This is a genomic window from Campylobacter sp. BCW_6877, assembly GCF_001762445.1.
Classification (GTDB): Bacteria; Campylobacterota; Campylobacteria; order Campylobacterales; family Campylobacteraceae; genus Campylobacter_D; species Campylobacter_D jejuni.
The window spans coordinates 51041-75571 of the sequence record NZ_MJWW01000028.1 but is presented as its reverse complement, the minus strand read 5'-3'; the positions used below and the strand labels follow the sequence as shown (position 1 = coordinate 75571).

Sequence of the window (24531 nt, the reverse complement as noted above, 5' to 3'; positions counted from 1 at the left end):
TATGGCTTCTTATTTAGATTTTGAAAAAAATATTCAGCAAATTGATGAGGATATTATCAACGCTCAGATTAAAGGAGATACTGAAGCTGTATCGATTTTAAAGAAAAATCTTGAAAAAGAAATTTCTAAAACTTATAAAAATTTAAGCGATTTTCAACGTTTGCAATTAGCACGCCATCCAGATCGTCCTTACGCTCTTGATTATATTGAACTTATTTTAAACGATGCTCACGAAATACATGGTGACCGTGCTTTTAGAGATGATCCTGCTATTGTTTGTTTTATGGGTTATTTAGGAGAGAAAAAAATAATTGTAATTGGCGAGCAAAAAGGGCGTGGAACAAAAGATAAAATCGCTAGAAATTTTGGTATGCCACATCCTGAAGGTTATCGTAAAGCTTTAAGGGTAGCAAGACTTGCAGAGAAGTTCCAAATTCCTATCTTATTTTTAATAGATACTCCGGGTGCTTATCCTGGTGTAGGTGCTGAAGAAAGAGGGCAAAGTGAAGCTATCGCTAGAAATTTATATGAATTAAGTGATTTGAAAATACCGACCATTGCTATAGTTATTGGAGAAGGCGGTAGCGGTGGGGCGCTAGCTATAGGGGTTGCAGATAGACTTGCAATGATGAAAAATTCTGTTTTTTCAGTAATTTCTCCTGAAGGTTGTGCTGCAATACTTTGGAATGATCCTGCAAAAAGTGAAGCTGCAACCAAGGCTATGAAGGTAACGGCTGATGATTTAAAATCTCAAGGTTTAATTGATGATGTTATAGATGAGCCTACAAATGGTGCACATCGTAATAAAGAAGCTGCAGCAGTAGCTATTGCTGATTATGTAAAAAAATCTCTAAATGAACTTGAAAATATTGACGTACGAGAACTTTCTGCAAATCGTATGCAGAAAATTTTAAAGCTTGGAGCCTATCAAGAGGCTTAGGCTTTTACTTCGCTTTTTTAAATAATTTTATTATTTATAATTGTTATCAAAATTAAGTTAATTAAAAGTATTCTTTTTTTATACTTCAAAAATGATTTTAAATATCAAAATAATTATTTTTAAAGGAATTAATTTGACTCAAATTAAAAATATGAAATTTAAAAAAAGTTTACTGTGTTTTTTAATTTTATCTGGAGCTTTGTTAAAAGCAGAAGAAAAATATCAACTTAATGATGTTGTGGTTAGTGCTAGTGGTTTTGAACAAGATTTGGTTGATGCGCCTGCTAGTATTTCTATCATTACAAAAGAAGAGCTTGAAAAAAAGCCAATTAAGGATATAGGGGAGGCTATAGGAGATATTCCAGGTGTAGATGTGACTATGAATAAAACAGGCACTTATGATTTTAGCATACGAGGTTTTGGTAGTTCTTATACTCTAGTTTTAATTGATGGAAAACGTCAAAGTGTTGCAAATGGGTTTTATGATAATGGTTTTAGTGGCAGTGAGTCAGGATATCTACCACCTTTGTCTATGATAGAGCGTATTGAGGTTATACGTGGTCCAGCTTCTACACTTTATGGCAGTGATGCTGTAGGTGGTGTGATAAATATTATCACTAAGAAAAATCCTGATAAGACTGAGGCAAATATAGAATTTAACACTCTTTTACAACAGCACTCTAATCACTATGGCAATGCTGGGGGATTTAATGCTTATGTGGCAACTCCTTTGATTGAAGATACATTATCAATTTCTGCAAGGTTGAAGTATTATGATAAGGCAACTTCTGATTTAAAATGGCCTACACCGGTTTGGAATAGTAGTCAACAAAGACCTGATAATTATCAAATTGCTAGTCATAGTCCAGGTGCTTTTACTAGTTTAGGTTTTGGTTCTAGGCTTAATTGGACAGTAAATGATAAAAATAATATATATTTTGATATAGAACGATATATTAATGAAATTTCAGTGAATTCTACAAGTAGTAGGGCTATTAAAAGCGAAAGGCAACTGTTTAAAGATAATGTTGTTTTAAATCATGATGGTAATTATGATTTTGGTTCAACTAGCTCATATTTACAATATGGTAGCACTAAGGATAAGGAGTTACATAGTCAAATTTGGGTAGGAGAAGGTAAGGTTGTTTTACCTTGGAATTTAGGTCAATACGGTAATTTAGTAAATACCTTTGGTGCAAGGATTGATTATGAGATGTTAAAAAATGATCAAGCAAGCGCAGGTAGTCAAATAAGAGGTAAAAATCTTGATCAAACCACGGTTGCGCTTTATGGGGAAAATGAGTATTTTATAACCGATGATTTGATTTTTACTACAGGTTTGCGTTATATTTATAGCAATTTGTTTGATTCTGAATTTACCCCTAGGATTTATTTGGTTTATCACTTAAATGATAATATAGCCTTTAAAGGAGGTGTTTCAAAAGGCTATAAAACTCCTGCTGTTAAGGAGTTGACAAATGGATATTATAATTATGCCAATAATAATGCTTATTTTGGAAACCCTGACTTAAAACCAGAAGAAAGTATAAATTATGAATTGGGTGTTGATTTTAGGATATTTGATTTTGCACATTATTCTATTACAGGATTTATTACTGATTTTACAAATCAAATCAGTAGCGAAGATTTAACAGGTATGCAAAATGGTATTGATTGTGGCAATAGCACTGTTTGTACGCGTCCTATTAATCTTGGAAAAACACAGACTAAAGGTATAGAATTTGCATTTAATACCAAAACTTACAATGGCTTTAGCCTAAATTCAAGTTATACTTTTATGGATAATCGCTACAAAGATGGTCAAAAAAATTGGTTTGGTGGTGATAGAATAGAAAATTTACCAAGGCATATAGCAATGTTAAAATTAAACTATGAGCGAGGTAAATTTAGTTCCTATATTAAAACACGGGCAAGACTTGATACTATAGCTAAAGCAAAAGGTGGTGGTAATGGTAGTCTGCCATGGCAAAAATATAAGCCTTTTTATATAGTAGATTTAGGGATAAATTATAAAATTAATAAGCAATCTAGCTTAAGTTTTGCAGTGCAAAATCTTTTTGATAAAAATTTCTTCGATCCTCAAGTTACTAAATGGGATGGGGCTAATCCTGCTGGATATGCAAATCGTTATCAAGACTATACAGAAGGAAGGAGTTTTTGGTTGAGTTATAAATATGATTTTTAATTTTTTAAGGCTTTAATCATCTTTATATTTTCAAAAAAGCAAAAATAAAGTACAATGTGAAAAATAAATAAAAGGTTTTATTATGGCGTTTAAAAATTTAAAAGAACTTTCTTTTGAAAAATCAAATTATATTAAGCCTAAGAGATTTGCTTATGAAAGTAATGGCAAGTTTTGTACTTGGGATTTTATAGAATCTAAAGATAGTGTTTCAGTGCTTTTGTATCATAAAGAATTAGAAAGTTTTATTTTTGTACGCCAATTTCGCATACCACTTTGGTATCATCAAATGCATGATAAAGATTATGTAAAAGATGATAATATGGGCTATACTATAGAGCTTTGTTCAGGACTTGTAGATAAAAAATTATCTTTAGAGGAAATAGCAAAAGAAGAATGTATAGAAGAACTAGGGTATGCTCCTAGAAATTTAGAAAAAATAGGAGATTTTTATACAGGGTTTGGTTCAGGTGTAAGCAAGCAAAGCTTTTATTTCGCAGAAGTTGATGAAAAAGATAAAATTTCTTCTGGAGGTGGAGTTGATGATGAAGAGATTGAAGCTGTTTATGTTAAGGTGCAGGATTTTGAAAAAAAATGTAAAAATATGATAAGAACGCCTTTGCTTGATTTTGCTTATATGTGGTTTTTAAAGGAAAAGTGGGGAAAATTAAAGATTATTTAGGTTAAACCTTAAAAAGGTTCAACCTAGGATTTTAATGATCTGACTCATCAAGCATTTCTTTAAATACATTGAAAAGATCAAGCGATGCATTTTCAGCAACTTCACATTTATTAATTATGCTGTGTTGAGTAATATCTTTGCTAATATCTTCTGTATTTGCTATTGTTATAGCATTATTCATATTTTCATGAACTTTTTCATGTGGCTCGTTAATTTTTAAGAAGCTTTTATTTTGTCCAAATCTTTCTTTTCCTGTGCTAGCAAGCCATTTTCCTAAGCGACAAGATGTATGATCGGCTAATTGCTTTCCTGATTTGGAAAAAATTTCTTTATAAGCATTTAGTTTAAAAGCTATATGATCTAGTTTTGCTAAAGATACGAAAGCTTCTGAAGCGATACCAACTGCATTTGAATTGGTAGAATGCGCTTCATTTACTAAGTGAGTAAATTTTTCGGAAAAACTCATAATATGAGCATTAGAATCTATAGAAATTTTTTCAACTTGCTCACTTTGAGTATACATTTCATTTGCATTTTGCTTTAGAAGGTTGATATTCATTTCAACTTCTGTGGTTGCTTTTTGTGTTTTTTCAGCTAGTTTTCTTACTTCATCGGCAACAACAGCAAAACCACGCCCATGTTCACCTGCGCGTGCAGCTTCTATAGCAGCGTTAAGAGCTAAAAGATTGGTTTGATCGGAAACATCTTTAATTAAATTGATTACATTAGTAATTTCATCAACACTTCTATGCAATGTTCCTGCAACATCTCTTGTTTTATTGGCTGATTCTGTAATATCCCCTAAGGAAGCATTGATAGAGTTAGCAATATGGTTAAGTTCATCCATTTCAGCAAGAGAAGTTTTAGAATAGCTAGAGATAACTTCTGCCTTATTTACATTTTCTAACATATCGCCTTGAACAATAGTAATATTTTTTAAAACCCCAGTTAATAAAACATTTAAAAGATCTGTTTTAAGTTTAGATTCTAAAGCCGCTTGTTCTAATGATGTAATTTTATTTTTTAATTCTAAATTTTCCGATTGAAATTTTTCAATTTTATGTGCAAGATTTTTATTTTCTTCTTCAAGTTTTTGAAGATCAGAATGGTTTATTTTACTTCCAAACATTGTTTTGCCTTATTTTTTATAATTTGCTAGATATTGGCTAAGTTCATCTTTTACATGAAGCTTTTCTTTTTTTAAGGTTGAAATTTCCATGCTGCTAAGAGAAGTTCTACCTTCTTCTGCATCTTTAATCATGTCATCAAGTTCATTATGACGATCAAATAGTTTATCAAAATGAGCATCTTTACCTTTTAGCTCTGACATTAATTCTCTATATTCATGTAGCATAAACTCTCCTTGTATTAGTGAAATTTAAAATTCATTTAATAAGGTATTTTACACTATTAAAAGATATTTTTGGCTTAAAAAATAATAAACTTAATAATAATTTTTAAATGTGTGTTATATAAGTGATTTATTAAATTTTATTTTTAAATTTGAAATATTAAAATTGAGGAATAAATCCTCAAAATTATTTAGAATTTTGTTTTTTTAGAGTTCTCAGAGTAGAAGCTGCAATTCTCATTTTTCTCGTGGTGCCATCTTCTAAAGTTACACGAACTGTTCTGAGATTAGGTAAAAAGCGTCTTTTTGTTTTATTGTTAGCATGGCTGACATTATTACCCACCATTGGACCCTTGCCTGTGATTTGACATACTCTTGCCATTTTCTTGTCCTTATGAAAATTTTTAAATGGAGATTCTATCAAAATTAAGCTTAAAATATTCCATAATTTATAGTTTTTTTAATATATAAGTCGATAAAATATTATTTATCACATTTATATATACTTTAAGGTTTTGATCATGTATGTAGCTCCAAGTTTATTGTCTGCAAATTTTTTGAAATTAGAAGAAGAAGTTAAAGCTATTGAAGCTGCAGGTGCGGATCTTTTACATATTGATGTAATGGATGGACACTTTGTTCCAAATTTGACTTTCGGACCTTGCGTGATCGAAAAAATTTCAACTATTAGTAAATTGCCATTAGATGTGCATTTAATGGTTAAAGATGTAAGTAAATTTGTAGATCTTTTTATCTCTTTAAAACCGAAATTTATCTCTTTTCATATGGAAAGCGAAGTTCATCCTATAAGGCTTTGTGAATATATAAGAAGTCAAGGAATCCATCCTGCTATTGTTTTAAATCCACATACTCCTATTGATTCTATTAAACACATGCTAGAATTTGTAGATATGGTGCTTTTAATGAGTGTTAATCCTGGATTTGGTGGGCAAAAATTTTTACCTTTAGTGCATGAAAAAATCAAAGAATTGCGCCAAATGATTGATAAAAAAAATGCTAAAGTTTTTATAGAGGTTGATGGTGGTGTTAATGGTTTAAATGCTAGTGATTTAGAAGAATCTGGAGCTGATATTTTGGTGGCTGGAAGTTATATTTTTTCTTCTAATGATTATAAAACTGCAATTTCATCTTTAAAGCTTGAATTTTGAGTTTACAGCAAATTGATCAGATTATTTCTATATTAAATAAGCAAAGCAAGCCTTATGATTGGGTGATGCAAGAGTTTGCCAAAGTTGAAGAATTAAAAAATTTTGATTTAGATTTAGAAACTTTTGAGCTTTTGGGGTTAGGTTTAACTTTAAATAAAGATAATATTTTTACTCTTAAAACACGCACAACAAAAATTAAAGATGAAATTTTTTGCATAGTGGATATAGAAAGTACTGGTGGGGTGAGCAAGGGGGAAATTTTAGAAATTGGAGCGGTAAAAATTCAAAATTATAAAGAAATTGGACGCTTTCAAAGTTTTGTTAAGGTAAAAGAAATTCCAGAAAATATAACTGAGCTTACGGGTATTACTTATGAGATGGTGGAAAATGCTCCAAGTTTAACAAAGGTTTTAAGTGATTTTAGACTTTTTTTAAAAGACAGTATTTTTGTAGCACATAATGTGCGTTTTGATTATAGTTTTATTTCTAAGGCTTTAAATGAGTGTGGTTTTGGCATTTTGCTTAATCGTCGTATTTGCACTATAGAATTTGCACAATGTTGTATAGAAAGTCCAAAATATAAACTAGAGGTTTTGAAAGAATTTCTGGGTGTGGAAAATACGCATCATAGGGCCTTAGATGATGCTTTGGCAGCTGCTGAAATTTTTAAATATTGCCTTGGAAAACTTCCTTATCATATAAAAACTACAGAAGAACTTATAAGTTTTACAAAGACTGCACGCATAAAGTAAAAATAAATTTTAAAGTGTATAATTAAAACATAAATGACGGGAGCTTGTGTAACAGGCTGAGAGTAAGCTAAAAGCTTAGACCGAACCGGATCTGGATAATGCCAGCGTCGGGAAGATTTATAAATTTTAATACTTTAAAAATTTATACTCACCCTTCATTTATCCAAATTTTTTAAAGGATAAATTTATGAAAACTCAAATGAATTATGCCAAAGAAGGTATTTTTACTAAAGAAATGCAGATTGTCGCGCAAAAAGAAAATTTAAGTAAAGATTTTTTGCTTGAAAATATTGCTTGCGGTAAAATTATTATCCCTGCAAATATTAATCATAAAAGTCTTGATCCAAATGGTATAGGTTTTGGACTGCGTACTAAGGTTAATGTAAATTTAGGAGTTTCAAATGATTGCGTTGATTATAGCGAGGAAATGAAAAAAGTAGAGCTTGCTCATAAATTTGGCATAGAAGCAATTATGGACTTAAGCAATTATGGCAAAACAAGTCGTTTTAGAGACGAGCTTGTTAATGTTTCAAAAGCTATGATAGGAACAGTTCCTGTATATGATGCGCTAGGATTTTTAGAAAAAGATTTAAAACAAATTGGTGCTAAAGACTTTTTAGATGTTGTATATCATCATGCTAAAAGTGGGGTTGATTTTATGACAATTCACGCAGGTATTAATTCTCGCGCAACGCATATTTTTAAACAAAGTAAAAGACTTACAAATATAGTTTCAAGAGGAGGCTCTGTGCTTTATGCTTGGATGATGATGAAGGATGCTGAAAATCCTTTTTTTGAGTATTATGATGATTTGCTTGATATTTGTTTAAAATACGATGTAACTTTATCTTTGGGTGATGCTTTGCGTCCTGGCTCTACTCACGATGCAAGTGATGGGGCGCAAATTTCAGAGCTTATAGAATTATCGCTTCTTACCCAAAGAGCTTGGGATGTTGGGGTTCAAGTAATGATAGAAGGTCCAGGGCATATGGCTATTAATGAAATAGAGGCAAATATGCAATTAGAAAAGCGTTTATGTAAAGGAGCGCCTTTTTATGTCCTAGGGCCTTTGGTAACAGATATTGGTGCAGGGTATGATCATATTAGTGGTGCTATTGGAGGAGCTGTGGCTGCAGCTAGCGGTGCTGATATGCTGTGCTATGTAACACCTGCTGAACACTTAAGACTTCCAAATTTAGAAGATGTTAGAGAGGGTATAGTTGCGACTAAAATTGCAGCTCATGCAGGAGATATAGCTAAACTTCCAAAAGAAAGAGCAAGGGATGATGAGATGAGTAAGGCTAGACAAGAAATAGATTGGGAGAAAATGTTTAAACTTGCTATTGATGGAGAAAAGGCTAAAAAAATGTTTAATGAGCGTCGCTCTGATGATTTAAACTCATGTTCCATGTGTGGAAAAATGTGTGCAATGAATACTATGAATCAAATTTTAAAAGGCAAAGATGTGAGTTTAGCTTGAATAAACTTTGAGAGTAAGATCTATAGAGATACCTTGCTCTCCTGCTTTAAGATTAAGTGGATAATCAAGCTTGATTAAGTTATTATAGTTTTTTAGAGCATCAATAAAATCATAAAGTCTTCTAGGATTGTTCATTGTCGCTTTAATGGCTAAGCGGTTTTTTAGATATTTTTCTTGTTTTTCGGGCTTAGTTTCTTGAATTTTTACGTTTTGAAAATATTTTTGTAAAAAAATATCAAAATTTCCTATATTAAAATTTTGCTCAAATTGCTCTAAGCTTTTGTTGTTTTCGCTTCTTAGAGTTGATATTTTATCTTCACTAAAGTCAAATTTTGATTTAGCGGCTTTTAAGATAGCAAGTTGTGAGTTTTCTCTAAGATTTGCTTGTTTGTAATTTTTTAATGTCGGTAAAAGTAAAAATAAGATCAAGGCTGTGCAAACGCTTATAAAACTTAACGCGCAAATGATAAGCTTTAATAAATCAATTTCTTCTAGGCTTTTATCTTTCATCTGCAACTCCTGGAATTTGTTTACTAATACTAACAAAACGATACCACCCATTATCTAAGCGATAATAGGTTGTATAGCTTTGATCAAAGATGCTTTTTAAAGGGGTTTCTAAAAGTAGAGTAAACATTTCTCTTGTAGGAGTGACTCCGATAAGTTTTAAGGAATATTCGTCTTGTTCAACACTTTCAAGAGTAATATTATCAGTTTTTACAATAATATCAAATAGATTTCTTAAGCTTTCTTTAATAATTTGATTTTGAGTGTTAAAATTTTTCGCTATTTGGCTTTGATCGAATAAAATTTCATAAAGCATTTCATTTTGCTTAGTTTGATTTTGAAGTACTATAACTTGTTGTTTTTCATCATCGATAGAGCTATTGATTAATGCAATTTTTATTGTATATGTAAAATATACTAGCAAGATAAATAATATACTAAAACCAAAAAGTCCTAGCCAAATTTTATCAAAGAGTGTGAAAATAGGTTTTTTTCTTGGCTGTATGAAGCTATAAGTCATTTAAGCTCCTTTTGCATCAATTCTATCATAAGATCTAAGGTGTTGATTTGTTTCGTTTTTATCTCTAAAAAAGTTTCACTTTCTAAAAAATCAATAGCGCTTATGTTAATATCTGATTCGCTATATAATAAAATATCATTGATAAATACCCCAGCATATTTATCATCATTGTAAAATTTTTCAATGCTCGTAATAATATAACGGCAAAGTTCCATATCATTGCTAAATTGATTTAATTCATCAAGATTAAAATTATCATTATTATCCAAAGTTTCAAGATTATTTTCTTGATCAAGTAGATCAAATTTATTATTTAAGGCTTCATTGAAGTTATCTAAGGTAACTTCAGTATCATCGTTGTTGTTTTCAATTTCTTGATTATCTTCTGATGGAAGTTCAAGCTCTAAACCTAATTCTTGCTCAAATATTTTAAAATCACCGTATAAAATAGTATTGCCTTTAGCAACAATAATTGCCAAAAGATGTCCTTGTTTAAATCCATAAAGTAAAATTTGATCATCAGGCTGTTTTTCTTTTTGTATATTGTAGTAAAGAAGAGCAAAAGGGGAATATAAAAAATCTAAACCTCTATATTCTTCAAAAAGCTCGCTATAATATTCCACATGTTCGGTAGCCGTATAAACAAGGGCATTATTAAACAAAATATGCTGTAAGCTGATTTTTCCTATATTAAAGTGCTCACAATCTTGAATATTTGTACTAGGTATTAATCCTTGTTCTTTGGCGTCTAAAAATAAAGCAGTGTGGTAAAATAAGAAATGCTTGCTTAAATTTTTTATGTATTCTAATAAATTTTCACTTTTATCAAAAGTTTTTTCATTGCTACTGATTAGTTTATTTCCTCTGTAAATAGAAGCTTTTACAATATTTTTTTTATCTTCTAAAATAATACTAATAAAAAGTTGTGGAAATATTTTTTTAAGTAAAAATAACATTTCATTCCTTAAATTGATCAGCTAAGCTAATTTTATCAAATTGTTCCATTAGAAATTCTTTAGCTTTTTCTTTATCTAAAGATAAAATATCCAAAGGTTCACTTAGACTATAAGTAATCTTGCTAAAAGGTTTTGGCAAGATCATCTTATCCCAACTTTTAAATTCCCAAAAACGATTTGCTTCATAGTTTAAAATTCTTATCTTTAGTTCTTTTTTTTGAGCCAAAATGATAGAACCATCTGAAATACTATGATAAGGCCCACGTGGACCATCAGGCGTGATAACTATATCGTCATTTTGTTCTAAAACTTTAAATGCAGCTCTAAGTGCACTGCTAGCACCCCTTGAAGTGCTTCCTCTTACAGTATCAAGACCGAAAAGCTTGATGATTTTTGCAATTTGTTCTCCATCTTTATGGTGGGAGATCATGACATAGGCTTTTTTATTTTTTTGTCTATAATGTCTAAACGCAAAAGGCATGAGTGCTAATTTTCCATGCCAAAAAAGTATCACACTAGCTTTACGGTCAACTTTTTCACCTTTATAGTGCTTTTTACAGCTTAAAAAAATAAGCCATTGCAAGATGAAAATTATATATGTTAAGCAATGGATTTTAAACGATTTCCCCATATAAAACCATACGCTTTGCATTAGTGATTTTTACTTCTTTAAATTGCCCTAAAAGTTCTTCGCTACCTTCAACTTGAACTAAAAAATTATTATCTGTTCTTCCGGCAATGCTATTGCCTGCTCTTAATTCTTCAAATAAAACTTTAAAAGTTTTATTTTCTTGTTTTTTTACAATTTCATCTAAAATTTCACTATGACGATTTTGTAAGGTGCTAAGTCTTCTTGAAGCTGTTTTTTCATCGATTTGATTAGACATGGTTGCAGCTTTTGTTAAAGGGCGTTTGGAGTATTTAAAAGAAAAAATTTGTTCAAAACGCACTTTTTCCAAAACATCCATAGTTTCTTCAAAATCTTTTTCACTTTCCCCTGGAAAAGCTACAATAATGTCTGTAGAAATGCTAACATTTGGACAAAGTTCTCTAAGTTTTAAAGCTCTATTTAAATACCATTCTTTAGTATAGCCACGTTTCATGGCTTTTAAAATTTCACTTGAACCGCTTTGTAAAGGCATATGCATGGATTTGCAAACTTTTGGATTATTGGCAAAAACTTCTAAAAATTTATCATCCATATGCAAAGGATGTGGACTTGTAAAGCGAATGCGTTCCAAACCTTCTATAGTGCTAAGTTCTTCTAAAAGATCTGAAAAGTCCATTTTTTTATGTTCGTTTCTAAATCTTTTGCCGTAGTTATTGACATTTTGTCCTAGCAAGAAAATCTCTTTAGCACCTTTTTCAACAGCTTTTTGAGCTTCTTTGTAGATAATGTTAAAAGGTATGGAAATTTCATCTCCTCTTGTGTGTGGCACAATACAGTAAGTGCAGTGTTTGTCGCAACCTATGGAGATATTAATATAGGATTTATAAATACTATTTCTAAAATCTGCAAAAGCAAATTCACTTTCATCATAGTCTATGTCCACGCCCATAAATTTTGGAGTTTTTATAGCTTGAGTGATTTTAGAAATATTTCTTGCCCCTAGAACAAAATCCACATAAGGAGCACGTTTGAAAATTTCATTTCCCAAATGCGATGCAGTACATCCACAAACTCCTATTTTAGCACCTTCTTTTTTAACTTTTTCAAAACCACCTACTTCTGAGAAAAGTTTATGCACAGGTTTTTCACGCACTGAACAAGTGTTGATGAGAATAAGATCTGCTTCTTTGATATCTTCTGTTAGTGCGTAATTTTCTTTTTGTGTTAATTCTGCGATCATATGCTCAGAATCTCTGACATTCATCGCACAACCTAAAGTTTGAATAAAAAGTTTTTTAGCACTCAAAGAATATGTACCTCATACATAAAATCATTATCATCAAGTCCGTATTTTACGGTTCTATGATAAATGCTTACTCCTTTTTTTTCAAAATGATTTACAAGGGCAATGAGTTGTTTGTGTGTATTATCTTTATCAAAATAAAAAAACTTTTGTCCTTCTTTTTCTATAGCCTCTTCGATTTTTTCTAGGCTAATATTTTTAGGTTTTTCATTAATCAAAGTTCTTGCCAATTTTAATTCCATAGCTAAATCCTTAAGAATTTTCATTTTAATCTATAATTTTAGCAAATTTTACTTTTAATTAAACTTATTAAGGATATAATTTTTATCTACATTTTTAAATTTCCCACAAAAAAGGTTTTATAAAATATGGAAAAGATAGCAGATATTATCGAATCTATTGCTAATGAAAAAAATTTAAACTTAGAGAATGTAAGAGAAAAGGTAGCTACCGCTTTAATCAATACTGCAAAAAGAATTTATGGACAAGAATATGAGTTTTTTGTGGATCCTAAAAATTTAAATCTTTATCAAAAAATTACCATAGTAGCAGATAATGACGAGAGATTACAAAATAAAAGTGAGAGTTTTATCGCGTTAAGTAAGGCAAAATCAGAAGCTCCAGATGTTGAAATAGGAGATGAATTAACCTATGAATGTTCTTTGGAAAATTTAGGAAGAACTGCGGTAAATACCTTACATAAAGAACTTGAATATCATATACAAAAATTATTAGAACAAACTATTTTTGAAAAATATAAAAACAAAGTAGGGCAAATGGTTTTTGGTACAGTTGTTAGAGTGGATAATGAAGAAAATACTTTTATTGAAATAGATGAATTAAGAGCTTTTTTACCGAGAAAAAATCGCATTAAAGGGGAAAAGTTTAAAATAGGTGATGTGGTAAAAGCTGTGATACGCCGTGTTTATACAGATAAGGGTATTAAAATCGAGCTTAGTCGTACAAGTCCTAAATTTTTAGAATGTTTACTTGAAGCTGAGGTTCCAGAAATCAAAGATGGTTATGTCAATATTATAGGATGTGCTAGAATTCCAGGTGAAAGAGCAAAAATCATTCTTCAGGCCAATGGAGCAAATATCGATCCTGTAGGCGCTACAGTAGGTGTTAAAGGTGTAAGAATTAATGCAGTAAGCAAAGAGCTTCATAATGAAAATATTGATTGTATAGAATTTACAAATGAGAGTGAAATTTTAATTTCTCGTGCCCTAGCTCCTGCTATTGTAAATTCTGTAAAAATTGAAGATAAAAAAGCTATTGTAAGTTTAAATAGCGAACAAAAAAGTAAAGCTATAGGAAAAAATGGTATTAATATTCGCCTTGCTTCTATGTTAAGTGGTTATGAAATAGAGCTCAGTGAATTAAGTTCATCGCAGCTAAATAATGCCATCAGTAATGAAGAAGCAATGAAAAATCTTCAAGATTTGTTTAAAATTTAAAATATTTGTGAATTTTCACAAATATTTTTTATAAAACCACTTCCAATAAAATGCCGCAAAGATAAAAATCATACCCAATAAACCTGTAATCAGTTCTAAATTCAAGCCTATTTCAAATAAAAAGCCCATAAGCATTGAAATAATAGCGCTAAAACTAAGATAAATCATATCTGTATAAGCGATCACTCTACCATGATATTCTTTGTCAGCATTTTTTTGTATCATGGTGTAGGTATAAGCCCAAAGTGCTGAGGTAAAAAAACCTGCACCAATTAAACCTAAAAAAGAAATATAAAAATTAAATTGAGTTAAAGCCCAAAGTATAATACCTAAGCCTTGACCAAGATACATGTAAAATAAATTTTTATCATTAATAAATTTGCTTAAAACCATAGGTCCTATAGCTAAAGAACAAGCACGTACTGCATTTAAAAACCCTATTACTAAAGCAGCGGATAAAACTTCTTTGTATTGATGTTGTGCTAAAAGCGTAACCAAGGTTTCATAAGCAGTTAAACCTATAAAAGCATGAAGCAAGATAAGATGAAAAATTATCTTATTGTTTAAAACATAGAAAAATCCTTCTTTTATCATGGTAAAAAAGCGATTTTGTGTTTTTTGATGAAAATCAGGAATACTTAATCTTACTAAAAAAGAAATGCCTATGAGTATAAGCACACAGTCAAATAAAAAAGCGGTTTTAACTCCTAGAAAATAAATAAAAATTCCCGCACTTGCCATACCTGCTGTATAAGAAATCGCCCAAATGACACTGTGCATTTCATTAGCGAGTTTAAGTTCTTGAGGGGTTAAAATTTTAGCCAATAAACTCATTTCAGCTTGAAAATAAATCGAAGCAACGCAAAGTCTTATGAAGATTAAAATAAACAAAAGCCAAAGCATGCTAAGACTTGTGACAAAAATAAGACAAAAAATAGAAATTAATTCTATGCTAATCATACTGAGTAAAAGTTTTTTAGGTTTATTTTTCTCTACTATGACGCCATTAATAGGAGCAAGTAAAACTCCAGGTAAAAAAGCAAGCATAGCACTTGTAGCTGTTGCCCAAGTAGGAGCATTAAGCTCGACTAAAAGGGTAAAAACTCCAGTTTGAGAAAACCATGCTCCAAAATATACTATAAACTGAACCGAAGCCAATATTCTGATATTTTTATTATTTTTTAATAGTTCAATGTAATTCATAAGCGAAACTATAGCATAATTTATATTTTAAATGCTATAATTATTTTAATTATGTAAAAAAACAAGGAAAAATTTTGAAAAGACTGGATAAAAAAGAAGCTTTAGATTTATTATATCATGCGAGTTTAACGGAACTTGGAGAAATGGCTTATAAAAGAAAATTAGAACTTCATCCTGAAAAAATTACCACTTTTGTTGTGGATAGAAATATTAATTATACCAATGTTTGTTGTATTGATTGTTCTTTTTGTGCTTTTTATCGCCATCATAAAGAAGATGATGCTTATATTTTAAGCTTTGAGGAGATAGGCAAGAAGATAGAGGAGCTTGAAGCTATTGGGGGTACACAAATTCTTTTTCAAGGTGGGGTGCACCCAAAATTAAAAATAGAATGGTATGAAGAATTAGTTTCTTGGATAAAAGAACATTATCCAAATATCACTGTACATGGTTTTTCAGCAGTTGAAATCGCTTATATTGCAAAAGCATCTAAAATTTCAATTACTGAAGTACTTCAAAGACTACAAGCTAAAGGTTTATTTTCTATACCAGGAGCAGGTGCTGAGGTGCTAAGCGATAGGGTGCGTGATATCATTGCACCAAATAAATGCGATACAGCTACTTGGTTAGAAGTACATCGCCAAGCTCATAAAATCGGTATGAAAAGTACAGCTACTATGATGTTTGGAACGGTTGAAAATGATGAAGAAATCATCGATCATTTTGAGCATTTGAGAAAATTGCAAGATGAAACAGGGGGATTTAGAGCTTTTATTTTATGGAGCTTTCAAAGTGATAATACTGCTTTAATCCAAAAACATCCAGAGATTATGAAGCAAAGTTCTAACAAGTATTTAAGACTTTTAGCTTTAGCAAGACTTTATTTAGATAATTTTAAAAATTTGCAAAGTTCTTGGGTAACTCAAGGCTCGATTATAGGTCAACTTGCTTTAAAATTTGGGGCTAACGATTTAGGCTCAACCATGATGGAAGAAAATGTAGTAAGTGCTGCAGGAGCAAGTTATAGAATGAATCAAGATGAGATGATAAGGCTGATTAGAAGTTTAGGCGAAAATCCAGCTAAACGCAATACCGCTTATGAAATTTTAGAAAGGTTTTAATGCAGTATTTAGAGAGTAGGGGTGTTAAAATCCCTTTTATTTTTGAAAAAAATTCTGATTTTCCTATTGTTGTTTTAAAGCTTGTTTTTAGAAATTGCGCTAGAAGTTATGATGAAATAGCAGGCTTAGCTAAGATGTTTTCACGCATTTTAAATGAAGGCGTGGATGATAAATTTTTTAAGGATTTAGAATTTAGAGCGATAAATTTAGAGGCAAGTAGTGGTTTTGAAAGTTTGGAAATCAATCTTTCTTGCTTGAAAGAAAATTTTGATTTTGCTTTAAAGAGTTTAGAAAAATTGCTTTTAAAACCAAGAATAGAAGAAAAAACTTTGCAAAAATTAAAAATCAATGCCTTAGGTGAGCTCGCGAGTAAAAATAGTGATTTTGATTATTTAGCAAAAAATTTACTCAATACTCAAATTTTTAAATGTAAAGAATTTCAAAGTCCAAATGATGGAGATGAAAAAAGTATAGAAACTTTGTCCTTAAAAGATCTGAAAAATTTTTATAAAAATTTTATCCATCTTAGTGATTTGGTTGTGATTTTAGGAGGAGATTTAGAAGAAAAACAAGCCAAGGAAGATCTTTTAAAACTCTTATCAAAACTTCAAATAGGTAAGAAAAATACTCCAAAAAAATATGAGTTAAGTAAAAACATCAAAGATGAAATTTTGCTACGCCCAGAAAGTGAACAAGCTTATATTTATTTTGCGACACCTTTTTTTGCTGATTTTAAAGATAAGGATTTATATCTTGCAAAAATTGCATTATTTGTTCTAGGGCAAGGAGGATTTGGTTCAAGGATTATGGAAGAAATTCGTGTTAAAAGAGGTCTTGCATACTCAGCTTATGCTATGCTTGATATGAATATATCTTTTTCTAGAGTTTTTGGATATTTACAAACTAAAAATGAAAGCGCTAAAGAAGCTAAAAAAATCGTAAAAGAGCTTTTTGAAGATTTTATAAAAAATGGTATTACTCAAAACGAACTTGATCAAGCTAAAAATTTTCTCATAGGATCAACTCCTTTGCGTTATGAAAGCTTAAGCAAGCGTTTATCTATGTCTTTTAACGAATTTTATCAAGGTTTAAAATTAGGATATTATAAAGAAGAGTTAAAACTTATGGAAAAGGTTAAACTTGAAACCATAAATGCTTATATTAAAAAACATCAAGAGCTTTTAAATATAAGTTTTGCAAGCATACAAAATGAAAATTAAAGAAAGTGATTATGAATTTTTTAAAAAATTAAAAATTAGAAGTGCTATTGATTTAGCGCTTCTTTTACCTAAAAAAATTGAAAATTTAAATCCAAGTAAAAATCCTAAAGAAAATGAAATTTGTACCCAAAAAATCACTATAAAAAGCGTTAGTTCAAGAAAAAATCAACTTTTTGGTTTGGGTTTTTGTGAAGAATGGCAAGAAAATATCTCTTTTGTGTTTTTTCATCCTAGAGCTTGGCATTTTGGGATTTGTAAGGTAGGAAAAGAGCTTATTTTTAATGCTAAACTCTCACGTTTTAATCACACTTGGCAATTTAACAATCCTAAAATTTTAACTTCTTTTGAGGGTTTTAGTCCAAAGTATCAAATTTTAGGCTTAAAAGATACAAAAATTGCTGCTTTTATACATAAATATCTTAACTATGAAAATTTAAAAGAAAGTGGCATAGAGGATAAATATATACATTTTCTTTTAAATTTACATGCCTATGATGAAAAAAGTTTTTTTATGTTTGAAAATTTGCAAAATTTTAGCAAAGATTTAAAATACATAGAAATATATAATTTTTTAAAGCGTTTAAAAGCTAAAAAAACGCATTTTAAAGCTCATCAAATCAATGTTTTTAATATAGCCAATTGGATTAAGGATTTGCCTTTTTCTCTTACTAAAGATCAGCTTAACGCCTTAAAAGACATAGAAAAAGATTTACACTCAAAAGAAGCCAAAAGGCGTGTGATTATGGGTGATGTGGGGTGTGGTAAAACCTTGGTTTTACTTGGTGCGGCTTTGATGGTTTATCCTAAGCAAGCTATTTTAATGGCACCTACTAGTATTTTAGCGTATCAGCTTTATGAAGAGGCTAAGAAATTTTTACCTGATTTTATGAATATTTTGTTTATTAAAGGGGGTAAAAAAGAAAAAGATTTAGAACAAAATATTCAAAAAGCAAATCTTATCATAGGCACTCATGCTTTAATTCATTTAGAAAGCCATAATGCCGTACTTGTAATGATAGACGAACAACATCGTTTTGGATCAGCTCAGCGTGAGAAAATTCATTCTTTAAATAAGCAAGAATTTGCCCCTCATTTTATACAGTTTTCAGCTACGCCTATTCCAAGAACTTTAAGCATGATACAATCTGAACTTTTAAATTTTAGCTTTATTAAACAAATGCCTTTTAAAAAAGATATTACAACTTATTGCATACAAAATGAAGGTTTTTCTAAGCTTAGCGAGAAGATCAAGGAAGAAATTTCTAAAAATCATCAAATTATCATTATTTATCCCTTAGTGAGTGCTAGTGATAAGATTCCTTATCTTTCTTTAGAACAGGCTAAAGAATATTGGCAGAGTCATTATGAAAAAGTTTTTGTAACTCATGGAAAAGATAAACAAAAAGATGAAATTTTAGAGCGTTTTAGAGATGAGGGAAATATTTTACTAAGCACTACAGTGGTGGAAGTAGGTATTTCTTTGCCAAGATTGAGTATGATAGTGATTGTGGGGGCGGAACGTTTAGGACTTGCTACTTTACATCAACTTCGTGGCCGTGTAGGTCGTGTAGGGCTTAAAAGTACTTGCTATCTTTATACTAAGCTTAAAGAAATTCCGAGTCGTTTAAAAGAATTTGCTAGCACTTTAGATGGGTTTAAAATAGCAGAGCTTGATCTTAAAAATCGTTTGAGTGGAGATTTGCTCGATGGTTTTATGCAACATGGAAATGAGTTTAAATTTTTTGATTTTTCTAAGGATGAGGAGATTTTAGAAGAGGTGAAAAAAGATTTGGCAAAAAAATTGCCAAATTAATGTCTGCCGTACTTGTAAAGCATATTTTGAAAATGTGAAGCTATCATTTGTGCACGCTGTAAAATGACATTTTTCATTTCCTCATTATAAACTATATTTAAACTTTCTTCAAAAAGTTTTAGCCAAACTTCAAAAAATTCTTGAGGAAAAGGAGGTAGATCTAGATGCTTTTTTAAGGGTTGCCCATTATAATCACCTTCGCCTAAAAGCATGCCTGCCCAAAAATTTCCTATTTTTGCTTTATGATCTTTCCATTCTTCATCGCTTGTTCCAATAGCATTGTTAAAAATAGGACCTAAATCCTTATCTTTTCTAACTTTTTCATAAAATATTTCCATGAGTTTTGCTATACTTTCTTGATTCATTGTTTCAAATTTCATATAAGCCTTTCTTAAATGTTAATTTTATGGCGTTAATATAGCAAAAATAAGATAAATTAAATTTAACATAAGTTAAGAATGGAAAATGTATATAATGAAAGATTATTTAGAACTTTTATCTAGTGTAGGAAAATTAAAAAAATTTCAAAAAAATAGTATTTTATTTTATGAAGGCGAAGAGGCTAAAAAATTTTTTATTTTACTCAAGGGAAAAATACGCATTTATAAAAGTACAGCAAGTGATAAAGAAATTACTTTGCATTATTTTAATCCTCTAAATTTTATAGCAGAAATGCCTGCTTTTAAAAAATTAAATTATCCTGCTAATGCTATTTTTGAAGAAGATGGAGAAATTTTGGAAATTGATTTTATTAATTTTCAAAATTTATGCAGTGAAAATAAAGAATTCAATTTTTTACTCATCAGTTCACTTTTTGATAAAATTAAAATTTTAGAAAAGAAATTATCTCAAAATGCATTAGATTTAAGGACGAGATTATTAAAGTATCTTTTGGAAAATGAAAAAAAATTAGATACAATTTCACAAAAACAAATTGCAATTGATTTAAATGTTAGAGCACAATCTTTATCTCGAGTGTTAAAAGAGCTTAAAATTTCAGAACTTATTGATACAAAAAAAGGTAGAATTGAAATTTTAAATAAAGATATGATCATGAAAGAACTTTGGTAAAATTTAAGGTAGAGAATGGATTTTGATTTTATATTAGCTCAAGCTCCTGCTTTTTTAACAGCTGCTTGGCTTACGATAAAACTAAGCTTTTTTGGAATTATTTTTTCTTTGATAATAGGCTTGTTTTGTATTTTAATGAGTTATTTTAAAATAAAAATTTTAGAAAATATTTGCAAGCTTTATATAGAGTTTTCAAGAAATACGCCTTTATTAATTCAACTTTTTTTCTTATATTATGCTTTACCTAAATTTAATATACATTTAGAGCAAATTCCACCGCTTGATTTGATTTGTTTAAGTGTAGAAGAAACTTTAAGACCTTCTTTTGCTTGTGCTATAGTAGGACTTAGTTTTTTAGGGGGTTCTTATATGGCTGAAAGTTTAAGAGCGGGATTTGAAGCCATAAGAAAACAGCAGTTTGAAGCGGGACTTTCTTTGGGTTTTTCAAAATTTGGAAATTTGCGTTATGTGATTTTGCCGCAAGCTTTGGCTATTTCTATGCCAAGTATTAGTGCTAATATTATATTTTTAATCAAAGAAACTTCAGTCGTTAGTATTATTGCCTTGCCAGATTTGGTGAATTTAATGAAGAGTTTAAATTCCTTAACCTATAAGACAGATGAGCTATTGTTTTTGTTGTTTATGGGATATTTGTGCATTATTTTGCCTTTGTCTTTTATTTTGCTAAAGTTTGAAAAAAGGTTGCTTCATGCTTGAATTTTTAAATACCGATACGCTTTTAAGACTCTGGCAAGGGCTTTTTGTCACTCTTGAAATTTCATTTATCAGCATTATTATTACTTCGATAGGTGGGTTGTTTTTGGGAATTTTAATGAGTTTTAAAAATACCTATATCTATGCTTTTTGTCGTTTAGGTTTAGAATTTGTGCGTGTTATGCCACTTTTGGTATGGCTTTTTGTGGTGTATTTTGGTTTTCCTAGATGGTTTGAGTGGGATTTGAGTTCTGTAAGTGCAGCTATTATTGTCTTTAGCATTTGGGGTTGTTTTGAGATGATGGATTTAGTGCGTGTTTCCTTGCAGAGTATTCCAAAGCATCAGTATGAAAGTGCATCATCTTTAGGTTTAAATACGGTGCAAAGTTTTGTTTATATTATTATTCCACAAGCTATGCGTCGTTTAACTCCTATGAGCATGAATTTACTTACTCGCATGATTAAAAGTACAACCTTTGCTTATTTAATCGGAGCGGTAGAGCTTGTCAAGATAGGGCAACAAATTATAGAATTTCATAATAAAAATGATTTTGCACCTTTTATTATTTATGGTTTGATTTTTTTTATCTTTTTTATACTTTGTTATCCTATCACTTTATATTCAAGAAAATTAGAGAAAAAATGGAGCTAAAATGAGCATACTAAAAATAGAAAATTTACAAAAGTATTATGGTTCGCATCACGCCTTAAAAGATATTAATTTAGAAGTTAAAGCCAAAGAAGTTGTGGTGATTTTAGGTCCTAGCGGATGTGGAAAATCTACGCTTTTGCGTTGTATTAACGGGCTTGAAGAGATTGCAAGTGGTAATATTTATGTTGATAATGAGAAAATAGATAAAGATTTTAAAGAATGGCCAAGAATGCGTCAAAAAGTTGGCATGGTTTTTCAATCTTATGAACTTTTTGAGCATTTAAGTGTTGAAGAAAATATACTTTTAGGACCCATGAAAGTACAAAAAAGAAAGAAAGATGAGGTTTTAAAAGAGGCTAAAATTTGGCTTGAAAAGGTGGGGCTTTTGCATAAAATTCATGCTTATCCAAGAGAACTTAGCGGAGGACAAAAGCAAAGAATTGCCATAGTAAGAAGTTTATGTATGAATCCTGAGTTAATGCTTTTTGATGAGGTTACAGCAGCACTGGATCCTGAGATTGTTAGAGAAGTTTTAGAAGTGATGTTAAATCTTGCAAAAGAGGGTATGACTATGCTTATTGTTACTCATGAAATGGGTTTTGCTAAAGCTGTAGCAGATAAAATTATTTTTATGGATGAAGGAAAAATCATCGAAGAAAATGATCCTAAAAGTTTTTTTGAAAATCCAAAAAGCGAAAGAGCAAAGAAATTTTTAAATTTGTTTGATTATCATAAATAGATAAAAATAATATTGGTTTATGATAATAAACTTTACAAGACTAAAATTTTATAGAAAAACTAAAAAAGTCTTGACAAAAATTTTTTTTTGAGTTATAATCTCACTTTTATTTTTGCTGGTTTAGCTCAGTTGGTAGAGCAGCTGCCTTGTAAGCAGCAGGTCGGGGGTTCAAGTCCCTTAACCAGCTCCATTTATTTTAGCAGTGTTTGACCAGAATATTGAAAAAGCAATATTTTTATGGTGAGTTACTCAAGTGGCCAACGAGGGCAGACTGTAAATCTGCTGGCTTTCGCCTTCCGTGGTTCGAATCCACGACTCACCACCATGCTTTGCGGGAGTAGCTCAGTTGGCTAGAGCATCAGCCTTCCAAGCTGAGGGTCGCGGGTTCGAGTCCCGTTTCCCGCTCCAACAATTTAAAAGAACTGGGAGCTGTATTTTAAAACCTTTAACTTACAGTATATATCCCATTTAAGAGTTTTTGTTGTCTGTTATTGTGTATAATTTTTCTGAGCGCTCGTATGGCTCAGAGGTAGAGCACTCCCTTGGTAAGGGAGAGGTCGCGGGTTCAATTCCCGCTATGAGCTCCATGAATTGAAAAAATTATATAGATATAAGACTTGCTTTGCTCAATTTATTTTTTATACGGAGGAAAAAAATGGCTAAAGAAAAATTTTCACGTAATAAGCCACACGTAAATATTGGTACTATTGGTCACGTTGACCATGGTAAAACTACTTTAACAGCTGCTATTTCTGCTGTTCTTTCTAGAAGAGGTTTAGCAGAGCTTAAAGATTATGATAATATCGATAATGCTCCAGAAGAAAAAGAGCGTGGTATTACTATTGCTACTTCTCATATTGAATATGAAACAGACAATCGTCACTATGCACACGTTGACTGCCCAGGTCACGCAGATTATGTTAAAAACATGATTACAGGTGCTGCACAAATGGATGGAGCGATCTTGGTTGTTTCTGCTGCAGATGGCCCTATGCCACAAACTAGAGAACATATTCTTCTTTCTCGTCAAGTAGGCGTTCCATATATTGTTGTTTTTATGAATAAAGCAGATATGGTTGATGATGCTGAACTTTTAGAGTTAGTTGAAATGGAAATTAGAGAATTATTAAGCTCTTATGATTTCCCAGGCGATGATACACCTATTATTTCTGGTTCTGCTTTAAAAGCTCTTGAAGAAGCTAAAGCTGGACAAGATGGTGAATGGTCGGCAAAAATTATGGATCTTATGGCTGCAGTTGATAGTTATATTCCAACTCCAACTCGTGATACTGAAAAAGACTTCTTGATGCCAATTGAAGACGTTTTCTCAATTTCAGGTCGTGGTACTGTTGTTACAGGTAGAATTGAAAAAGGTGTTGTAAAAGTAGGTGATACTATCGAAATCGTTGGTATTAAAGATACTCAAACAACAACTGTAACAGGTGTTGAAATGTTCAGAAAAGAAATGGATCAAGGGGAAGCAGGAGATAACGTAGGTGTTCTTCTTCGTGGTACTAAAAAAGAAGAAGTTATCCGTGGTATGGTTCTTGCTAAACCAAAATCAATTACTCCACACACTGACTTCGAAGCTGAAGTTTATATCTTAAATAAAGATGAAGGTGGTAGACATACTCCATTCTTTAACAACTATAGACCACAGTTTTATGTAAGAACAACTGATGTTACAGGTTCGATTAAATTAGCTGATGGTGTTGAAATGGTTATGCCAGGTGAAAATGTGAGAATTACTGTAAGCTTGATCGCTCCAGTAGCACTTGAAGAAGGAACTCGTTTTGCTATTCGTGAAGGTGGTAAAACTGTTGGTTCAGGTGTTGTTTCTAAAATTATTAAATAATTTAATAAAGCCAAGTTAAAAGCTTGGCTTTAATTTTTTAAGGAAAATTGAAATGAGAATTAAAGTTGGTTTAAAGTGTGAAGAATGTGGTGATATTAATTATAGCACCTATAAAAATAGTAAAAATACTACTGAAAAATTAGAATTAAAAAAATATTGCCCAAGATTAAAAAAACATACACTTCACAAAGAAGTTAAGCTAAAAAGTTAAGC

26 protein-coding genes, 4 tRNA genes, 2 pseudogenes and 1 riboswitch are annotated in these 24531 nt (G+C 30.7%); of the genes and pseudogenes, 20 read left to right on the top strand and 12 right to left on the bottom strand.

Annotated elements, in window-relative coordinates; translation table 11 throughout:
* Window position 1: 1 nt before the first annotated feature.
* The 3 genes from AJ936_RS02200 (at window position 2) to AJ936_RS02190 (ending at window position 3825) form a co-directional block, all read left to right on the top strand.
* The gene (locus tag AJ936_RS02200; protein WP_044778826.1) at window positions 2–940 is read left to right on the top strand and encodes an acetyl-CoA carboxylase carboxyltransferase subunit alpha; all 939 of its coding nucleotides are present in this window, start codon (window positions 2–4) and stop codon (window positions 938–940) included.
* Between the two features lie 151 nt (window positions 941–1091).
* The gene (locus AJ936_RS02195; RefSeq protein WP_070274016.1) at window positions 1092–3146 is read left to right on the top strand and encodes a TonB-dependent receptor domain-containing protein; all 2055 of its coding nucleotides are present in this window, start codon (window positions 1092–1094) and stop codon (window positions 3144–3146) included.
* 82 nt (window positions 3147–3228) lie between these two features.
* The gene (locus tag AJ936_RS02190; protein ID WP_070274009.1) at window positions 3229–3825 is read left to right on the top strand and encodes an NUDIX domain-containing protein; all 597 of its coding nucleotides are present in this window, start codon (window positions 3229–3231) and stop codon (window positions 3823–3825) included.
* Window positions 3826–3856: 31 nt separating this feature from the next.
* Here AJ936_RS02190 and AJ936_RS10755 read toward each other — a convergent pair whose 3' ends face one another.
* From AJ936_RS10755 to rpmB, 4 genes and pseudogenes are all read right to left on the bottom strand, one after another.
* The gene (locus tag AJ936_RS10755; protein ID WP_373604568.1) at window positions 3857–4291 is read right to left on the bottom strand and encodes a CZB domain-containing protein; all 435 of its coding nucleotides are present in this window, start codon (window positions 4289–4291) and stop codon (window positions 3857–3859) included.
* A pseudogene (locus tag AJ936_RS10750) lies at window positions 4289–4543 on the bottom strand (methyl-accepting chemotaxis protein); the annotation flags it as partial. The pseudogene AJ936_RS10750 and the gene AJ936_RS10755, both read right to left, overlap by 3 nt.
* A 420-nt stretch (window positions 4544–4963) precedes the next feature.
* Window positions 4964–5179, bottom strand: coding sequence for a YdcH family protein (locus AJ936_RS02180; protein ID WP_002855201.1), 216 nt, complete (start codon window positions 5177–5179; stop codon window positions 4964–4966).
* A 184-nt stretch (window positions 5180–5363) separates the two neighbouring features.
* A complete protein-coding gene (gene rpmB / locus AJ936_RS02175; protein WP_002854974.1) occupies window positions 5364–5558 on the bottom strand; it encodes a 50S ribosomal protein L28 in 195 nt (64 codons plus the stop codon).
* Window positions 5559–5697: 139 nt separating this feature from the next.
* Here rpmB and rpe point away from each other — a divergent pair, with 139 nt between their 5' ends.
* From rpe to thiC, 3 genes are all read left to right on the top strand, one after another.
* A complete protein-coding gene (gene rpe / locus AJ936_RS02170; RefSeq protein ID WP_052803877.1) occupies window positions 5698–6345 on the top strand; it encodes a ribulose-phosphate 3-epimerase in 648 nt (215 codons plus the stop codon).
* A complete protein-coding gene (locus AJ936_RS02165) occupies window positions 6342–7097 on the top strand; it encodes a 3'-5' exonuclease (RefSeq protein ID WP_002880676.1) in 756 nt (251 codons plus the stop codon). Before rpe ends, AJ936_RS02165 begins: the two co-directional genes overlap by 4 nt.
* Window positions 7098–7123: 26 nt before the next feature.
* Window positions 7124–7228, top strand: a riboswitch (TPP riboswitch).
* A gap of 56 nt (window positions 7229–7284) precedes the next feature.
* Window positions 7285–8577 carry a phosphomethylpyrimidine synthase ThiC gene (thiC, locus tag AJ936_RS02160; RefSeq protein WP_070274008.1) on the top strand — a complete coding sequence of 431 codons (1293 nt, stop codon included), beginning with the start codon at window positions 7285–7287 and terminating at the stop codon, window positions 8575–8577.
* Here thiC and AJ936_RS02155 read toward each other — a convergent pair.
* Genes AJ936_RS02155 through AJ936_RS02130 form a run of 6 tightly spaced genes read right to left on the bottom strand, consistent with a single transcriptional unit; the run spans window position 8569 to window position 12715 of the window.
* Window positions 8569–9087, bottom strand: a complete 519-nt coding sequence (locus AJ936_RS02155; protein WP_002868197.1) for a hypothetical protein — start codon at window positions 9085–9087, stop codon at window positions 8569–8571. The two genes, thiC and AJ936_RS02155, sit on opposite strands and share 9 nt — an antisense overlap.
* Window positions 9077–9604, bottom strand: a complete 528-nt coding sequence (locus tag AJ936_RS02150) for a hypothetical protein (RefSeq protein ID WP_044779805.1) — start codon at window positions 9602–9604, stop codon at window positions 9077–9079. The genes AJ936_RS02155 and AJ936_RS02150 overlap by 11 nt, the downstream gene beginning before the upstream one ends.
* Complete coding sequence (locus AJ936_RS02145; protein WP_070274007.1) at window positions 9601–10560, bottom strand: clan AA aspartic protease; 960 nt, start codon at window positions 10558–10560, stop codon at window positions 9601–9603. The genes AJ936_RS02150 and AJ936_RS02145 overlap by 4 nt, the downstream gene beginning before the upstream one ends.
* Window position 10561: 1 nt before the next feature.
* The gene (locus tag AJ936_RS02140) at window positions 10562–11191 is read right to left on the bottom strand and encodes a lysophospholipid acyltransferase family protein (protein ID WP_002891782.1); all 630 of its coding nucleotides are present in this window, start codon (window positions 11189–11191) and stop codon (window positions 10562–10564) included.
* On the bottom strand, window positions 11175–12476 hold the full coding sequence (gene miaB, locus AJ936_RS02135; RefSeq protein WP_070274006.1) for a tRNA (N6-isopentenyl adenosine(37)-C2)-methylthiotransferase MiaB: 1302 nt from the start codon (window positions 12474–12476) through the stop codon (window positions 11175–11177). The genes AJ936_RS02140 and miaB overlap by 17 nt, the downstream gene beginning before the upstream one ends.
* Window positions 12473–12715, bottom strand: a complete 243-nt coding sequence (locus AJ936_RS02130) for an HP0268 family nuclease (RefSeq protein ID WP_002851103.1) — start codon at window positions 12713–12715, stop codon at window positions 12473–12475. Before AJ936_RS02130 ends, miaB begins: the two co-directional genes overlap by 4 nt.
* A gap of 126 nt (window positions 12716–12841) precedes the next feature.
* On the opposite strand from AJ936_RS02130, the gene nusA reads away from it, so the two are divergent.
* The gene (nusA, locus tag AJ936_RS02125; protein WP_070274005.1) at window positions 12842–13930 is read left to right on the top strand and encodes a transcription termination factor NusA; all 1089 of its coding nucleotides are present in this window, start codon (window positions 12842–12844) and stop codon (window positions 13928–13930) included.
* A 15-nt stretch (window positions 13931–13945) separates the two neighbouring features.
* Here nusA and AJ936_RS02120 read toward each other — a convergent pair whose 3' ends face one another.
* The gene (locus tag AJ936_RS02120; protein ID WP_070274004.1) at window positions 13946–15133 is read right to left on the bottom strand and encodes an MFS transporter; all 1188 of its coding nucleotides are present in this window, start codon (window positions 15131–15133) and stop codon (window positions 13946–13948) included.
* 74 nt (window positions 15134–15207) lie between these two features.
* Between AJ936_RS02120 and AJ936_RS02115 the strand changes: the two genes are divergently transcribed.
* From AJ936_RS02115 to recG, 3 genes are read left to right on the top strand one after another with little or no spacing between them, the layout of a single operon-like run.
* Entirely contained in the window at window positions 15208–16254 is a 1047-nt protein-coding gene (locus tag AJ936_RS02115) for a dehypoxanthine futalosine cyclase (protein WP_002871187.1), read from the top strand.
* Complete coding sequence (locus tag AJ936_RS02110; RefSeq protein WP_070274003.1) at window positions 16254–17474, top strand: pitrilysin family protein; 1221 nt, start codon at window positions 16254–16256, stop codon at window positions 17472–17474. The genes AJ936_RS02115 and AJ936_RS02110 overlap by 1 nt, the downstream gene beginning before the upstream one ends.
* Window positions 17464–19287: an ATP-dependent DNA helicase RecG gene (recG, locus tag AJ936_RS02105; protein ID WP_070274002.1), complete on the top strand. Its 1824-nt coding sequence runs from the start codon at window positions 17464–17466 to the stop codon at window positions 19285–19287. The genes AJ936_RS02110 and recG overlap by 11 nt, the downstream gene beginning before the upstream one ends.
* On the opposite strand, the gene ctb is transcribed toward recG, so the two are convergent.
* The gene (ctb, locus tag AJ936_RS02100) at window positions 19284–19667 is read right to left on the bottom strand and encodes a truncated hemoglobin Ctb (protein WP_070274001.1); all 384 of its coding nucleotides are present in this window, start codon (window positions 19665–19667) and stop codon (window positions 19284–19286) included. The genes recG and ctb overlap by 4 nt on opposite strands.
* A 94-nt stretch (window positions 19668–19761) precedes the next feature.
* Here ctb and nssR point away from each other — a divergent pair, with 94 nt between their 5' ends.
* The 10 genes and pseudogenes from nssR (at window position 19762) to rpmG (ending at window position 24529) form a co-directional block, all read left to right on the top strand.
* Entirely contained in the window at window positions 19762–20358 is a 597-nt protein-coding gene (gene nssR / locus AJ936_RS02095) for a nitrosative stress-sensitive transcriptional regulator NssR (protein WP_070243541.1), read from the top strand.
* A gap of 15 nt (window positions 20359–20373) precedes the next feature.
* Window positions 20374–21075 (top strand): amino acid ABC transporter permease, encoded by a 702-nt coding sequence (locus tag AJ936_RS02090; RefSeq protein ID WP_002858512.1) that lies wholly within the window; start codon window positions 20374–20376, stop codon window positions 21073–21075.
* The gene (locus AJ936_RS02085) at window positions 21068–21724 is read left to right on the top strand and encodes an amino acid ABC transporter permease (RefSeq protein WP_070274000.1); all 657 of its coding nucleotides are present in this window, start codon (window positions 21068–21070) and stop codon (window positions 21722–21724) included. Before AJ936_RS02090 ends, AJ936_RS02085 begins: the two co-directional genes overlap by 8 nt.
* Before the next feature lies 1 nt (window position 21725).
* Window positions 21726–22486: pseudogene (locus tag AJ936_RS02080) on the top strand (amino acid ABC transporter ATP-binding protein).
* 91 nt (window positions 22487–22577) lie between these two features.
* Window positions 22578–22653 (top strand) — tRNA-Thr (locus AJ936_RS02075).
* Window positions 22654–22702: 49 nt separating this feature from the next.
* A tRNA-Tyr gene (locus AJ936_RS02070) sits at window positions 22703–22788 on the top strand.
* A 6-nt stretch (window positions 22789–22794) separates the two neighbouring features.
* Window positions 22795–22871: transfer RNA gene (locus AJ936_RS02065), tRNA-Gly, on the top strand.
* A 104-nt stretch (window positions 22872–22975) separates the two neighbouring features.
* Window positions 22976–23050 (top strand) — tRNA-Thr (locus AJ936_RS02060).
* A 68-nt stretch (window positions 23051–23118) separates the two neighbouring features.
* The gene (gene tuf / locus AJ936_RS02055; RefSeq protein ID WP_002855271.1) at window positions 23119–24318 is read left to right on the top strand and encodes an elongation factor Tu; all 1200 of its coding nucleotides are present in this window, start codon (window positions 23119–23121) and stop codon (window positions 24316–24318) included.
* A 52-nt stretch (window positions 24319–24370) separates the two neighbouring features.
* Window positions 24371–24529 carry a 50S ribosomal protein L33 gene (gene rpmG, locus AJ936_RS02050; RefSeq protein WP_002793551.1) on the top strand — a complete coding sequence of 53 codons (159 nt, stop codon included), beginning with the start codon at window positions 24371–24373 and terminating at the stop codon, window positions 24527–24529.
* Window positions 24530–24531: the final 2 nt, after the last annotated feature.

What these genes read in the sequence shown, in the direction of transcription:
- AJ936_RS02200 (WP_044778826.1), top strand. Translation starts at nt 2, where the DNA reads ATGGCTTCTTATTTAGATTTTGAAAAAAATATTCAGCAAATTGATGAG.
- AJ936_RS02195 (WP_070274016.1), top strand. Translation starts at nt 1,092, where the DNA reads ATGAAATTTAAAAAAAGTTTACTGTGTTTTTTAATTTTATCTGGAGCT.
- AJ936_RS02190 (WP_070274009.1), top strand. Translation starts at nt 3,229, where the DNA reads ATGGCGTTTAAAAATTTAAAAGAACTTTCTTTTGAAAAATCAAATTAT.
- AJ936_RS10755 (WP_373604568.1), bottom strand. Translation starts at nt 4,291, where the DNA reads ATGAGTTTTTCCGAAAAATTTACTCACTTAGTAAATGAAGCGCATTCT.
- AJ936_RS02180 (WP_002855201.1), bottom strand. Translation starts at nt 5,179, where the DNA reads ATGCTACATGAATATAGAGAATTAATGTCAGAGCTAAAAGGTAAAGAT.
- rpmB (WP_002854974.1), bottom strand. Translation starts at nt 5,558, where the DNA reads ATGGCAAGAGTATGTCAAATCACAGGCAAGGGTCCAATGGTGGGTAAT.
- rpe (WP_052803877.1), top strand. Translation starts at nt 5,698, where the DNA reads ATGTATGTAGCTCCAAGTTTATTGTCTGCAAATTTTTTGAAATTAGAA.
- thiC (WP_070274008.1), top strand. Translation starts at nt 7,285, where the DNA reads ATGAAAACTCAAATGAATTATGCCAAAGAAGGTATTTTTACTAAAGAA.
- AJ936_RS02155 (WP_002868197.1), bottom strand. Translation starts at nt 9,087, where the DNA reads ATGAAAGATAAAAGCCTAGAAGAAATTGATTTATTAAAGCTTATCATT.
- AJ936_RS02150 (WP_044779805.1), bottom strand. Translation starts at nt 9,604, where the DNA reads ATGACTTATAGCTTCATACAGCCAAGAAAAAAACCTATTTTCACACTC.
- AJ936_RS02145 (WP_070274007.1), bottom strand. Translation starts at nt 10,560, where the DNA reads ATGTTATTTTTACTTAAAAAAATATTTCCACAACTTTTTATTAGTATT.
- AJ936_RS02140 (WP_002891782.1), bottom strand. Translation starts at nt 11,191, where the DNA reads ATGGGGAAATCGTTTAAAATCCATTGCTTAACATATATAATTTTCATC.
- AJ936_RS02130 (WP_002851103.1), bottom strand. Translation starts at nt 12,715, where the DNA reads ATGGAATTAAAATTGGCAAGAACTTTGATTAATGAAAAACCTAAAAAT.
- nusA (WP_070274005.1), top strand. Translation starts at nt 12,842, where the DNA reads ATGGAAAAGATAGCAGATATTATCGAATCTATTGCTAATGAAAAAAAT.
- AJ936_RS02120 (WP_070274004.1), bottom strand. Translation starts at nt 15,133, where the DNA reads ATGAATTACATTGAACTATTAAAAAATAATAAAAATATCAGAATATTG.
- AJ936_RS02110 (WP_070274003.1), top strand. Translation starts at nt 16,254, where the DNA reads ATGCAGTATTTAGAGAGTAGGGGTGTTAAAATCCCTTTTATTTTTGAA.
- recG (WP_070274002.1), top strand. Translation starts at nt 17,464, where the DNA reads ATGAAAATTAAAGAAAGTGATTATGAATTTTTTAAAAAATTAAAAATT.
- ctb (WP_070274001.1), bottom strand. Translation starts at nt 19,667, where the DNA reads ATGAAATTTGAAACAATGAATCAAGAAAGTATAGCAAAACTCATGGAA.
- nssR (WP_070243541.1), top strand. Translation starts at nt 19,762, where the DNA reads ATGAAAGATTATTTAGAACTTTTATCTAGTGTAGGAAAATTAAAAAAA.
- AJ936_RS02090 (WP_002858512.1), top strand. Translation starts at nt 20,374, where the DNA reads ATGGATTTTGATTTTATATTAGCTCAAGCTCCTGCTTTTTTAACAGCT.
- AJ936_RS02085 (WP_070274000.1), top strand. Translation starts at nt 21,068, where the DNA reads ATGCTTGAATTTTTAAATACCGATACGCTTTTAAGACTCTGGCAAGGG.
- tuf (WP_002855271.1), top strand. Translation starts at nt 23,119, where the DNA reads ATGGCTAAAGAAAAATTTTCACGTAATAAGCCACACGTAAATATTGGT.
- rpmG (WP_002793551.1), top strand. Translation starts at nt 24,371, where the DNA reads ATGAGAATTAAAGTTGGTTTAAAGTGTGAAGAATGTGGTGATATTAAT.